This window comes from Nocardioides sp. NPDC059952, assembly GCF_042730435.1.
Lineage (GTDB): Bacteria > Actinomycetota > Actinomycetes > Propionibacteriales > Nocardioidaceae > Nocardioides.
Genome location: NZ_JBHWLY010000063.1, coordinates 1 through 12,662 on the forward strand (window position 1 = coordinate 1; position 12,662 = coordinate 12,662).

A 12,662-nucleotide genomic window follows, 5' to 3' on the forward strand; every position below is an offset into this window, starting at 1 on the left:
TCGCAGTCACCGGGTGACTGCGAACTTCGACCTAGTCGCTACTCCGGCTTGATGCCCAGCCGGTCGAGCTCCTCGTCGATGATCGCGGTGTCCAGCTTCTGGAAGACCGGGGTGGGCTTGGCGACCGGGGTGCCGACGACGATCGGGTGACGCTCCCACGAAGGCGCGCCGGCGTAGTCGCCGGTGATGATCGGGTAGGGCTTGCCGGTGTCGAGGTCCTCGGCCTCCTCGATGCGGGGCATCGGGGCCACCTCGCCCTTGCCCCCGAGGGCCTTGTCGATCTCGTTGGCGGAGAACGGCAGGAACGGGGAGAGGATCAGGTTGAGGTCGGCGACGCACTGGGCCATCACGTGCAGCACGGTGCCGAGACGCTCGCGGTCCTCAGGGGCCTTGGCGAGCTTCCACGGCTCGAGGTCGGTGACGTACTTGTTGACCTCGCCGACCGCGCGCATCGCCTCACCGATCGCCTGCTTCTGCCGGTGACGGCCGATCAGGTCACCCACCGTGCCGAACGCGGCGCCGACGGTGTCCAGGATCGCCTGGTCCGCCTCGGTCAGCGTCCCGGCGGCGGGCAGCTCGCCGAAGTTCTTCGCGATCAGGGTGGCGGTGCGGTTGACCAGGTTGCCCCAGCCGGCGACCAGCTCGTCGTTCGTACGCCGCACGAACTCGGCCCACGTGAAGTCGGAGTCGTTCGACTCGGGGCCGGCGGCGGCCACGAAGTAGCGGAACGCGTCGGGCTGGTAGCGCGAGAGCAGGTCGCGTACGTAGATCACGATCTTCTTCGACGAGGAGAACTTCTTGCCCTCCATCGTCAGGTACTCGCTGGAGACGACCTCGGTCGGCAGGTTGAGCGTGCCGTACTCCCCGGGCTCGCCGCCCTTCGAGCCGCCACCGTTGTAGGCGATCAGCTCGGCCGGCCAGATCTGGGAGTGGAAGACGATGTTGTCCTTGCCCATGAAGTAGTAGGACAGCGCGTCCGGGTCGTTCCACCAGTCGCGCCAGGCCTCGGGCGAGCCGGAGCGCCGGGCCCACTCGATCGAGGCGGACAGGTAGCCGATGACCGCGTCGAACCAGACGTACATTCGCTTGGTCGGGTTCTCGCGCCAGCCGTCGAGGGGCACCTTGATGCCCCAGTCGATGTCGCGCGTCATCGCGCGCGGGCGGATCTCCTTGAGGATGTTCTGGCTGAACCGGATGACATTGGGACGCCACAGGCCGGTCTGCTCGCGGTCGTCGAGGAAGGCGTGCAGCGCGTCGGCCAGGGCGGGCAGGTCGAGGAAGAAGTGCTGGGTCTCGACGAACTCCGGGGTCTCGCCGTTGATCTTGGAGACGGGGTTGATCAGCTGGTCCGGGTCGAGCTGGTTGCCGCAGTTGTCGCACTGGTCGCCGCGGGCCCCGTCGGCGCCGCAGATCGGGCAGGTGCCCTCGATGTAGCGGTCCGGCAGCGTCCGCCCGGTCGACGGCGAGATCGCGCCCTTGGAGGTCTGCTCGACGAAGTAGCCGTTGTTGTAGACCCCGAGGAAGAGCTCCTGCACCACCGCGTGGTGGTTGGCCGAGGTGGTGCGGGTGTAGAGGTCGTACGTCAGGCCGAGCGAGGTCAGGTCCTCGACGATGATCCGGTGGTTCTTGTCGACGAGCTCCTGGGGAGTCACGCCGGCCTCGTCGGCGGCGATCAGGATCGGGGTGCCGTGCTCGTCGGAGCCGGAGACCATGAGCACGTCGTGGCCCGCCATCCGCATGTACCGACTGAAGACGTCGGAGGGCACGCCGAAACCGGCGACATGGCCGATGTGGCGCGGGCCGTTTGCGTACGGCCAGGCGACTGCGGACAGAACGTTGCTCATGGGCAGCATCCTAGTGAGCGGGAGCCACAGGTTTGATTCGACGGGCCAGCAGCGGCCGACGCCTCAGTTGAACATCTGGTCGCGCTGGTAGGCGTACTTCCGGATCCACGGCAGCCACTTGGCGAGCTGGGCGCCGGGGCAGGAGGTCTCGTTGGTGTGGAAGTGGCCGTCGATGACCCAGACCCGGACCCTGCGGCCGGCCGGGAACCGGTCGCTGCCCTGCGAGATCGTCTCGAGCGTGCCGCGCGCGTCGCGGCCGGCCATGTCGAGCTTCCACGCCGCCATCCGCTCGGTCTTGATGAGAGCGTCGTCGGAGGGACGTACCTTCTCGAAGTTGCCGATCAGGGCGATGCCCATCGACTGGTGGTTGAAGCCACGCGTGTGCGCACCCTTGACGAGCCGGTCGATGCCACCGGAGCGACCCTCCCAGGCGCGGCCGTACTTGTCGATGAGGAAGTTGTAGGCGATGTCGAACCACCCCAGTGACCTGGTGTGATAGCTGTAGATGCCGCGGATGATCCCCGGCACGTCGCCCTTGGAGTAGTTGTTGCTCGTCGCGGTGTGGTGGATGTGGACCTGCTTGAGCGAGCTGTTGTACTCCGGGCGGCCGTTGCGCCAGGAGTTGTTGGCACCCCACTGCTTCCGGGTGAAGATCACCGGCTTCGGCGCCCACCGCGGCTTCGACCGCGCGACCCTGCCGTTGACGCCGTTCCCGTCGCCGGCGCTGCCGTAACCGATGTCGTCGGCGTCCCGCTTCGGAGCCTTGACGTCCTCCTGCGGCCCGGTGTTGATCAAGGTCAGCTTCAGGTCCTTGGGCTGCGCTCCCTCGACCCGCACCTGTACGCCGCTGGCCCGGCCGGTCCACACCGGCTGGGTGCCTCGGCGCTCGACCTTGCCGCGGGCGGCGACGGCCTCCTCGGCGCCGTCAGGCAGGTCCTCCTGCAGCGGCAGCTCCTGCCACTCGCGCCACTGGTCCGACTTGCTCACCCGGACCTCGACCTGGGGAGTCTCCGACCCGCTCCAGGAGACCCCGACCATCGAGAAGGTCGTCGTGTTCAGCTTCTCCGTCGAGGCCGCTGCGGCGGACCGCTCGGTCAGCCGCGGGGGGAGCTTCACGTCACGGGTGGCGATGCCGTCCTCGAGACGAGGCAGCTTGATCAGCTGACCGTCCTGGTCACCCTGGGCGGCCGCCGGATCGATCGCCGAACCGAGGGCAGGCACGAGCATCGACGCGCCGAGAACGACAGCGGTCAGGGTCACGGTGACGACGCGGGGGAAGCTGGCCATACCCTTGATTTTGGAGAATCAACGCCCCGACATGCCGCAAACGCATGTGTTCGGTGTGTCGTCTGGGACCTCTGTGACTAATGCGACCCGGCCGGAACGAACGGCACCGGCCGGCCGGCGTACGCAGCCAAGTGGTCGTAGGCACCCGAACCGTCCGGCGCCGAGAGCGCGTTGGCGAACGCCCGCCCCTTGCGCTCCGGCCCGAGGATGCGGTCCATCGCGACGACCGCCCGCTGGGCGACCGCCTCGTCGAGACCGTCCATCGAACGCCCCAGGGAAGCGCACAGGTCCCAGGTGTGGACCGCGATCTCGGTCGACTGCCAGTCGGGGTCGATCATCACCATGTCGTCGGGTCCGACCTCGCGCCACAGGTTGATCAGTGCGTTGCCGCGCGTACGCAGCTCCTCACCGAGGTTGACCGCGTAGTCCTCGCGCCCGTCCCATCCCGGCGGCGAGCCCTGGAGCATCGTCACGAAGACCCGGGGCTGGGCGATCATGTGGTTGGCCAGCTTGCGCAGGTCCCACTCGGGACACGGCGTCGGCCGGGTCAGATCCTCCGCCGTGACGGTGTCGAGAAGCTCTGCTGCCTGCGTCAGTGCGCGCTGGAGCGCGAACACTCCCATCTGGTCAACCACACGACCATGGTGTCAGGCGAGCGTGCGTCCCGCGAAAGCAGCCAGCCGCTCATACGCCCCGGCACCCTCGGGGGCCGTCACCTCGGCGTCGAACGCACCCGTGCGCATCTCCGGCTTCAGCGTCGCCTTCATGAAGGCCAGCCCGACCTCGGCCACCTCCGGGTCGAGCTCGGAGGTCGGGACGTCGAGCGCCTGCGCAAGGTCCCAGGAGTGGGTGGCGTACTCGGCGACGAGCAGGCCGACCGGCACCACCGCGCCGCCCTCCCAGCCGTCGGTGCCCGGGCCCTGGTCCCACGCGTGCAGCACGTCGTCGGCACCGACCTTGAACGCCGGCCCCCAGCTCTCCCGCACGTGCGGCGCGGGCGCACCCCAGTCGGGTTCACCGCCACGAAGCATCGTGACGAAGTTGGTGCCGTCGGCGATCACGTGGTCGGCCAGGGCGCCGACATCCCACTGCCGGCACGGCGTCGGCCGCGAGACGGTCTCGGCGTGCACCCTGTCGAGCAGGTCGCCGGTCTGGTCCAACGCTCTGGAGAGGATTCCCGCCTCGTCAGTTGTCGCCATGCAGCCAACGTACGTCTTCGCGTGCAGACCCGTCACTGCCAAATGCTCGACTACTGCATGTTCTCGAAGTCGATCTGCTGGCGGGGCTTCGGTGCGACGATCTCCGTAGGATCGTCGAAGGCGCTGAAGGTCACGTCGGCCGCTTCCTTGCCGGTGTTGGCCACCTTGACGACGTAGTGGGGCTCCTCGGCCTGAACGTAGATCGTGCCCTGCTCGCTGCTGCGGTCCTCGAGCTTGATCACGGGCTGCCCGTCGACCTGGTCCTTAGACTTCTTGATCGTCAGGCCCTCGATGGTGCTGGGGACCAGGAGCTCGAGGAACTCGTCGGAGAGCTCGTCCCAGTCGCACAGTTCGGTGAGGTCGCCGAGGTCGTCGCCACCGACGACCCACTTCTTGCCCACCATCTCGAGGATGGCGTCGGCGTCGCCACCGGCATTGGCCTCCCAGAACGCCCGGTCGGCCTTGAACCACGCCTTGCCGCCGACGACGAGCAGGGTCATCTCCCCGTCGGGCGTGCCGATGGTGCCGGTGCAGTCGCCCGCCGTGGAGACGGTCATGTCGATCTTCATCTCATCGCCGTTGTCGAGGCCGGCCCCCGAGATGTGGACCGACTTCAGCGAGCTCATCGACGCCTTCGCATCGGCGAGGATCTTCTTCGGAGACTCGTCGGCGTACGACTTCTCCTCACCCGAGGATGCACTGCCGCCACAGGCGGCCGAGCCGGCCGCGATGGCGGCCAGCGACAGGGTCAGCGCCAGCGGACGGCGCAATACGGTCAGGGTCATACGCGATGGTCCCACCGGCCGGACCCACCGGCGACCTCAAATCGGGCGCCCTCGTTTCCTGCCTCAGCTGAAGTCGAGGTCGTGGACCCGGGCGCGCTTGAGCTCGTAGACGTAGGGGTAGGCGGTGATCAGCTGGAACCCGTCCCAGAGCTTCCCGGCCTCCTCGCCCTTGGGCGCCTTGGAGATGACCGGACCGAAGAAGGCCGAGCCGTTCATCGCGATCGTCGGGGTGCCGACGTCGTTGCCGACCTGGTCCATGCCCTCGTGGTGGGACTTGGCGATGGCCTCGTCGAACCCGGAGTCGTCCATCGCGTCGGCCAGCTCGACGGGCAGCCCGACCGAAGCCAGCGCCTCCTCGATCAGGACCCGGTCGAAGTCACGACCCTCGACGTGGCGGCGGGTGCCGAGCGCCGTGTAGAGCTCGGCGAGCTTCTCCTGGCCGTACTCGTCCTGCACCGCCATGCAGACCCGCACCGGGCCCCACGCGGTCGCGAGCATCTTCCGATAGTCCTCCGGGATGTCCTTGTCCTGGTTGAGGTACGCCAGGCTCATGATGTGCCACGTCACCTCCACGTCGCGCACCTTCTCCACCTCGAGGATCCAGCGCGAGGTGATCCAGGCGAACGGGCAGGCGGGGTCGAACCAGAAGTCGGCGGAAGTCTTCTCGGAAGCGGGGGTGGTCTGGGTCATGCTCACATTCAACCGCGGCTCCCGACGATCTGTTCCACACCGAACTCAGAACAGTTCGTACGTCACCCGAGCCCTGGTCGCCCGAGCCTGATCAATCGACGGCGCCACCCCAGTTCGCCAGCGCCTCGGCGATGTCCTCGTAGGTGTGAACGGTGTCGCCCTCATGGATGCCGACCTTCGACATGGTCACCTGCCGAGCTTCCTGGAACGGTGCATACCCCGTGAGTCCCTCCCTCTACCGCAGCCGCCGCGCGACGGCTCACACGCGCAAGAGCGCGTCCTCCACGCTGACACGGACACCAACCCGGACGATCAACTGGCCGCCAAGCTCTGGCGATTCTGACCAGATCCAGAATTCAACCCGGCCAGCCGCCTCTTCTCGAACGGAGATCTTCGACAGAAGTTCTCGCTCGAGTGACAGCCGCGTCTCTTCTCCAGCGATCCACCTGACGCTAGCCGACCCAGCTATCTCGTCCCAGGTCAGTGTCACGGTGTCCCCGTCGTTCGCCCACGCCGTCACCGCGACGACACCCGGCGACTCCAACGAGACGACCTCGACGGGAAGTCCGCCCAAGTCAGCAATCTGCGGAACCTCGGTCATTCGCACCATCCCATCACCGGTACCTACTTACGCCGCCAAGCGGGATCACCGTCGTCAACCGCAGACCAGCATCGGTCTCCTGCCATGTGGACTCAAACTTGATCATCCCTCCCGGACCCGAGAACAGCGACTCCTTGATCTGGTACGAACCGTACTGATCATTGTATGTGTCCAAGACGTTGTCGCTGTTCGCAGCGACATCATCGAAGTGCTGTCCGAGCAGCTTCCTCCCCGCAGCGTTGTCCCTGACTCCGACCCTCGAAAGCAACTGCGCATTCTGAGCAGACCGCGCCGCGTTGTGACGGTTCGAGGTCACCCGACCAAACAAGTAGTCGTACTTACTCGGATCGATAATCGCCTTCGCTCCGCCGTTTGCAGCGTCGCCGATGCGCTCCAGCGCCTTCGGTGTTTTGAAGATGTCGCCGCCGGGGATGAAGCCTGCCCCTGCAGCGGCCATTTGCCAGGAGAGGAGTCCGTCCTCTTCGTAGGTCCGCGTCGCGTCGTAGGTGTCGCAGCCAACGCCGAGTAGCGGGACCCAGCTGCAGGCTGCGAGAGCGACCTCCTTGGCGGCCTCGGCGTCAGCGGCATCGTTGGCTTCGTCCTCAGCGGCCATCCGGTCTTCGGCCGCGTCCTGCTTGGCCTGGTAGCCCTCGCAGTTCTTGATGCACTGTGGCGTGTACGACGGCCCGATACCGCCCACGTCGTAGTTATGGCCGTCGATCTCGATCCCACTGATTGGATTCCCCGCGGTATAGGCGTAGCGGTTACCGGTGAATGGATCCATCCCGAGACCCATGTCGGCGAGGGCGCCGTTGTACATGTCGCGGGTGGTGAAGGTGTTCAAGCCAGGGTTGTAGTCACGGAACCCCATGTCGTAGGTACCGGATCCGGCGTCCCAGCGCTTGCCGTTGAACCGGTAGGCGTTGAACGACTCATCCGCCGGACCCTCAGGGTTACCAGCTTCAGGCTTGTCGATGCCGGTGAACTCGGCCTCGTCGTTCTCGCCGTAGGCGGTGTAGCCGTAGGTCGCGACGGTCTTGCCTGCGTCATCGGTGATGGTTTCGACGTCGGTGTGGGCGTTGTAACCGTAATAGCCCGTCTCTTCCGCTTCGACACCGGCCTCAGCATCAGCCTGGTGCGAGACCTGGGAGAGGCGCTGGCCCCACGGGGAGTACTGATAGGACTTGGTCAGCTCACCGGCAACCTCCTCACCCAAGACCTCCTGGGACAGCCCGAGGTAGGTGTAGTCAGTCTTTTTCCCGTCCGCGCCGGATGTGGTCTTGGATGCGGTTCGGTCCAGCGGGTCGTAGGTGTATGTCGTCGCTTCGAGGACACCAGCGGCGTTGGTCTGTTCGGCAACCTTGATGTGGTCGAATCCGTCATAGGTGGTCCGGGAGATCGTCTTCCCGCCGCCCACGACACTGGTCTGTCGACCGAAGGGGTCGTAGCGGTAGGACGCCGTCTGACCATCCACGGTCGAGGACAGCAGCCGGTTACGGTCGTAGTTGAACGACGTCGACGTGCCACCTACGGACTGTTGGATCACGTTCGCGTTCGCGTCGTGCACATAGGTTTCGGTCGACGCGTTGTGGCCGGCCTTGGTCTTCTCCTTCAGCCGGTCGACCGGGTCATAGACATACGTCGTGGTCGAATCCAGAGTTGCCGAGGAGTCGTCGGCGTTCCGCTTGGAGGCCACGTCCTCAAGCTGATTGCCATTCGCGTCATACGTGTAGGCGTGGGAGGCGACCAGAGCACCCGCGGAGGTCTCCTCGCGCATCGACTTCAGGGCACCGTCGGCCTGGAAGGCGTTGGTTGTGACGTTGCCGTTGCCCTTGGTGATCGTCTTCTCACGACCCAGGACGTCGTATGCGTAGTTGGTGACCTTGGCGGCCTTGGTGTCGTTCAGGTCGTCGACGGTGACCTTAGTCAGGAGGTTCCGCGGGTCGTTGTAGACGTAGTCCGAGGCCTGGTCGGGGTGCGCGACCGTGAGCGGCTTGCCCAGGTTGTTGTACGTGTACGAAGTGGTCGCGGCCGGGGACCCGGCGAGGTCCTCACGGACCGACTTGATCTGGTTCAGCCCGTCATAGGCCATCACATACGCATCAGCGTCCTTCGCCGTGCCACGCGAGGTGTCGCTGATGTCGGTCAGGTTGCCGTTGAGGTCATAGCCGTACGCGAACGCCTTGTCCTCAGCATCGGTGTCGGCCGCGTTGTCACGAACCAGACGAACCGAGTCAGCGACGACCACGCCGGTGCCCGTCGGCGCGAGGGCGACGGTGACCTTCTCACCCTTGGTGAGCGTGACCCTGCCCAGCGTGTTCCAAGCCGCGGCGCCGGTGGTCTGGTTGGCCGTGAAGTTCACGTCCGTGCCGACGGCGTCGCCGTGGTTTAAGGTGAACTTGGCGTCCGTCGCTGCGCCCGAAACCTGCGGCCACGCGGCCGCGAGCGTGTAGGCGCCGTCCGCGGGGACATCGAGCGTCCAGGTGAACTTGTCCGTCGATCCCGTGGCTGCCGCATGGGTGCGGTGGCTGGTGCCCTGCTCGCCGGTCGCAGAGGTCTTGGTCCAGGTGCCGGTAGCGGCGAACAGGCCGTTCGTGTCGTCGTCAGTCACCACCGAGTGGGAACCGACCGGGACACCATCGTCCGACTTCGCCTTGAGCTTCCCGTCGGGGTAGTAGGCCCACGTCATCGTCCGCGATGCAGAACCGTCCGCCGAGGTCAGCGTGCGAGCGGTCTGCGCGCCGAGGTCGTCGTACTCGTAGCGGGTCTTGATCCCCCAGGCATCGGTCGAGGCCTTGATCCAACCGTTGGCGTAGTAGTCGACCGTCGACTCGTTGCGGACCGTCTGGCCGTCCGAAGGCGGCAGGCTGGTCTTGACGGCCCGCCCGGCGGCGTCATAGGTCGTCTCGGTGAACACGTTCGGGTCGTTGTAACGCGCGTCGGCGGGGTCGTAGGGCTGGTAGGAGCGAACCGGACGGTTGAGCTCGTCATAGGTCGTGCGGGCGACGAAGTCGTCCGCGTTCGCGGTCTGCGCACCACGCGGGGTGGTGACCCGGGTGGTGTTGCCGACCTCGTCGTACTCATACCGCGTGGTGCGGTAGACCGTGCTGTCCCCGGTCCCGGTCCAGGGCGTCTTGGTCTCGATCTGGGCACCGCGCTCGTCATAGGACGTGTAGGCGGTGTGACCTGCGGCGTTGGTCGTCGAGAGGGTCAGCCCATCGGCGTCGTACGCGGTGCTGGTGGTGTTCCCCTCAGCGTCCTTGACCGTCAGCGGCTGTTGGTTGAGGTCGTAGGTCGTCTTCGACGTGTAATCGGTCGTATCCGTCGACTTGGTCTTGGACGGGTCGCGGACCTCGACGACGTTGCCGACGGTGTCGTAGTCGTACTCGATCCGATCGGCGTTGGCGTTCTCGACAGCCGTCTGCTGGTAGATGGCGTCGTAGAAGCAACTCGTGAATAGCGATCAAAGACAGCCGTACGCTGCAGCAACCTGGAAACATCAGCCAGCATCGATCGCTTCCAGCGGCCGGTAATGCCTGGCCCGGCACGGTCAACGGACCCGATTTTACCCAACATGAACCGACCCGCGCCATACTCAAGCCATGCTATGGCCAGATTTGGTTATGACACTAACGACCTCTACCCCGAACAACTAGGCCTGAATGTAGCGCAGGGGAATTTCCCAATCAAAAACTTCCGCATGACCAGAGTCCAAATATCCCGGAATTGATTCAGAGATCAGCCCTGCGATGAACTCGGAAATCGACAGTTGATACGTATTCCAGACATCACCAAGCCGATGGTAGACATAAATTGGCCCGCCCGGATCGTCCAGATCCCAACAATACATATTGGCATCCGATGAAACCGCCCAACATATCAGACGGGGATGGGTCGATGGAGGGGAGCTGAACTTTTCACGATCCTCGTCTTCCCAGTCGGATTGAGCATTCTGTGTTTCAAAGGCCATGCCATAATCCGCATCTGTAGCAAGGTCGCGGACCGGAGAAAGAATCGACATATAGTCTCCGAATTCACCCGCCCCATACCAAGACATGAACTGGATGTATCCTGAAGGAATCGGAGCATTCCACGCACGCGACAACCCGTCCCAATCTTCCTGAGACTCCGTAGGCTTGTCCCTAATTAAGACCTGGGACAACAGTTCTTCCATCTCTCCACCTCGAACTCGATAAGTCATTGACGCGAGAAGTACACCCGACCAAACTCATTACCTCGCGTCGCTCCGAAGCCCACAGGCTACATTAGCGGCACAGGCCCACCAAGAGAATCGACCTGCTCGCCGAGATTCGCCCCGTTGAAGAGTGTGTTAGGCACCTGGGCTCCCCAGAAGAGCGGCTGAACAGTCCCATCGCTTCTCTAGGCAGTGGCCGACATTGTGAACGCGTACGGCACTGTCCGGTCACCCTTATAGGATGGGGTTACCGTATAAAGTACGTCCGCCCCAGTCTTAAGCTCATTTTGGACCGTCGTCTCGTGCTTTCGCATGCCGAAGGAGAGTCAAGCCTCCGTCGACCTCCGCATCGGCACGCGTCAATTGTGAAGAGACCATTTACTCGAAGCGTACAGTGAATCGACGATCTGCTGGCCGCGCAAGATCCATCTCTTCCACCTCCAGAAGGAGGGACCTTATTCGCCCATAGGCTTCTTCACCGATTGCACGTCGACTTTGCTCAGAGTGACGCCAAACCAGATCGACCGGGCGCTCAACGTCAGTCGTTAGTCGATCCCACAGCGCTGACATATTTCGACCATAGTACGGCCCGAAGTCTAGCGCCTCAGCCAGGCCGCGATGCAGCTTATCTACATCGACAATCTGATCACCTTCGACCACAACTTCCATCTCACTACTTCCAATTTGGCAACTGATAAAAGGACGCATAATGGTAATTCGCGACGTACGCGAGCCCGCCCCTAGAGCATAAAGGCGGGTTCCAGACTGCTTTGAACGCTTCATCGCGTCTGTCAGAACAATGTCCGCCTCATGCCATGTTCTTCCATCGACATCCGGCAGCAGATCGTCCCCGTTGCGGAATATGTCACCGCCGATCTGGCCGCCAGGAACAAAATTCCCGAGAGCCTTTCCTTCTTCCCAACCCGCCACCCTAGCTTGGCCCTTGGTCACGCGGTTCGCAGGAAGTCCTCCAGTTTCCCGCAGACTCCGGATCAGCGGGTTTGCCTTCTCCGCACGGCCGGCGAGAAGCGGATCCAGAAGTTCCGGCAGATCTTCGCCACCACGGATGAGGTGCTCAACCTCGAGCAGGCCGCCTGATCCCGGCGGCGGCCGGAGCGATTTTGTTTCGAACTCGTTACCGCTACTCCCGGGTAAACGCTTACATACCCCACTAGGCTTCCGCGGTCCGATCGCTCGGATCGGATCCATCCCCCACGAAGGAGAGAGGTCTCGTGAGACTCTCGATCGACCGAAGAACAGGCTTGGTCGGCGGTGTTGTCGCCGTCGTTGCGACCGCCGCCGCAATGTTCTCGCTGCTGCCCTCGAACGCGGACGCCGCGACGACAGTCGTCCTCGACGGCGTCTCGGTCGCCGTCCCCTACGGCGGCACGCAGGTCGTCACCGTCAACCGCTCGTCCGGGACGTACGCCAACGTCCGGTTCTGGGTGAAGGCGGACGGGAAGTGGACCCAGAAGTTCATGACCACCAAGGGGCGCATCGGCTCCGGCGGGCTCGTGGCGCGCGACCAGCGCAAGCAGGGCACCAGCACCACCCCGATGGGCACCTTCAGCCTGATGTCCACCTTCGGCACCCACGCCAAGGCGAGCACCCAGAAGTTGGCCCACACCAAGATCACCAGCGAGTCCTACTGGGTCCAGGACAACAACTCGGCCTACTACAACCGCTACCGCCTCAAGTCCCAGGGCGGCTTCCGCTACTCGCTGCCCGCCAGCGACGTGAACAGCTCCGAGCGGCTGGCGGCCTACCCGACGCAGTACGAGTACGCGGTGGTCGTCAAGTACAACTACGACAACCCCGTCCGCTACCGCGGCGCCGGGATCTTCCTGCACGTCAACGGCTCCGGCGCGACCGGCGGCTGCGTCAGCGTCCCGCGCTGGATGATGAAGGAGTACTTCAGCCTTCTCGACCCCACCAAGAAGCCCGTCATCGCCATCGGCGCCTGACGCGCGCAGCACAGCAGTGTGGGGCGGGGGGCTCAATGGCGCCCGCCCCCACCCCGTGGGGGTCGGGTGTGAACAGAAGGTGGTGGAAGAACACCCC

The 12,662-nt window shown here is 64.5% G+C and carries 11 protein-coding genes and 1 pseudogene; 1 reads left to right on the forward strand and 11 read right to left on the reverse strand.

Annotated elements, in window-relative coordinates; translation table 11 throughout:
• Positions 1-38: 38 nt before the first annotated feature.
• The 11 genes and pseudogenes from metG to ACFV9G_RS22915 all read right to left on the reverse strand — a co-directional run bounded on the left by metG (position 39) and on the right by ACFV9G_RS22915 (position 11,552).
• Positions 39-1,844, reverse strand: coding sequence for a methionine--tRNA ligase (gene metG, locus ACFV9G_RS22865; protein WP_378730215.1), 1,806 nt, complete (start codon positions 1,842-1,844; stop codon positions 39-41).
• 63 nt (positions 1,845-1,907) lie between these two features.
• Positions 1,908-3,131, reverse strand: a complete 1,224-nt coding sequence (locus ACFV9G_RS22870; RefSeq protein WP_378730217.1) for a peptidoglycan recognition protein — start codon at positions 3,129-3,131, stop codon at positions 1,908-1,910.
• A gap of 77 nt (positions 3,132-3,208) precedes the next feature.
• Positions 3,209-3,766: a maleylpyruvate isomerase family mycothiol-dependent enzyme gene (locus ACFV9G_RS22875; protein WP_378730219.1), complete on the reverse strand. Its 558-nt coding sequence runs from the start codon at positions 3,764-3,766 to the stop codon at positions 3,209-3,211.
• Between the two features lie 12 nt (positions 3,767-3,778).
• Positions 3,779-4,330, reverse strand: coding sequence for a TIGR03086 family metal-binding protein (locus tag ACFV9G_RS22880; protein ID WP_378730221.1), 552 nt, complete (start codon positions 4,328-4,330; stop codon positions 3,779-3,781).
• Between the two features lie 50 nt (positions 4,331-4,380).
• Positions 4,381-5,115, reverse strand: coding sequence for a hypothetical protein (locus ACFV9G_RS22885; RefSeq protein ID WP_378730223.1), 735 nt, complete (start codon positions 5,113-5,115; stop codon positions 4,381-4,383).
• A 63-nt stretch (positions 5,116-5,178) separates the two neighbouring features.
• On the reverse strand, positions 5,179-5,805 hold the full coding sequence (locus ACFV9G_RS22890) for a DsbA family protein (RefSeq protein ID WP_378730224.1): 627 nt from the start codon (positions 5,803-5,805) through the stop codon (positions 5,179-5,181).
• 259 nt (positions 5,806-6,064) lie between these two features.
• Positions 6,065-6,406, reverse strand: coding sequence for a hypothetical protein (locus ACFV9G_RS22895; protein ID WP_378730226.1), 342 nt, complete (start codon positions 6,404-6,406; stop codon positions 6,065-6,067).
• A gap of 13 nt (positions 6,407-6,419) precedes the next feature.
• On the reverse strand, positions 6,420-9,323 hold the full coding sequence (locus ACFV9G_RS22900; RefSeq protein WP_378730228.1) for an RHS repeat-associated core domain-containing protein: 2,904 nt from the start codon (positions 9,321-9,323) through the stop codon (positions 6,420-6,422).
• Positions 9,324-9,596: 273 nt separating this feature from the next.
• A pseudogene (locus ACFV9G_RS22905) lies at positions 9,597-9,839 on the reverse strand (hypothetical protein); the annotation flags it as partial.
• A gap of 219 nt (positions 9,840-10,058) precedes the next feature.
• A complete protein-coding gene (locus tag ACFV9G_RS22910) occupies positions 10,059-10,580 on the reverse strand; it encodes an SMI1/KNR4 family protein (RefSeq protein WP_378730230.1) in 522 nt (173 codons plus the stop codon).
• Between the two features lie 399 nt (positions 10,581-10,979).
• Positions 10,980-11,552, reverse strand: coding sequence for a barstar family protein (locus ACFV9G_RS22915; protein WP_378730232.1), 573 nt, complete (start codon positions 11,550-11,552; stop codon positions 10,980-10,982).
• 281 nt (positions 11,553-11,833) lie between these two features.
• On the opposite strand from ACFV9G_RS22915, the gene ACFV9G_RS22920 reads away from it, so the two are divergent.
• Positions 11,834-12,565 carry a L,D-transpeptidase family protein gene (locus ACFV9G_RS22920; RefSeq protein WP_378730234.1) on the forward strand — a complete coding sequence of 244 codons (732 nt, stop codon included), beginning with the start codon at positions 11,834-11,836 and terminating at the stop codon, positions 12,563-12,565.
• Positions 12,566-12,662 lie beyond the last annotated feature (97 nt).

What these genes read in the sequence shown, in the direction of transcription:
- metG (WP_378730215.1), bottom strand. Translation starts at nt 1,844, where the DNA reads ATGAGCAACGTTCTGTCCGCAGTCGCCTGGCCGTACGCAAACGGCCCG.
- ACFV9G_RS22870 (WP_378730217.1), bottom strand. Translation starts at nt 3,131, where the DNA reads ATGGCCAGCTTCCCCCGCGTCGTCACCGTGACCCTGACCGCTGTCGTT.
- ACFV9G_RS22880 (WP_378730221.1), bottom strand. Translation starts at nt 4,330, where the DNA reads ATGGCGACAACTGACGAGGCGGGAATCCTCTCCAGAGCGTTGGACCAG.
- ACFV9G_RS22885 (WP_378730223.1), bottom strand. Translation starts at nt 5,115, where the DNA reads ATGACCCTGACCGTATTGCGCCGTCCGCTGGCGCTGACCCTGTCGCTG.
- ACFV9G_RS22890 (WP_378730224.1), bottom strand. Translation starts at nt 5,805, where the DNA reads ATGACCCAGACCACCCCCGCTTCCGAGAAGACTTCCGCCGACTTCTGG.
- ACFV9G_RS22895 (WP_378730226.1), bottom strand. Translation starts at nt 6,406, where the DNA reads ATGACCGAGGTTCCGCAGATTGCTGACTTGGGCGGACTTCCCGTCGAG.
- ACFV9G_RS22910 (WP_378730230.1), bottom strand. Translation starts at nt 10,580, where the DNA reads ATGGAAGAACTGTTGTCCCAGGTCTTAATTAGGGACAAGCCTACGGAG.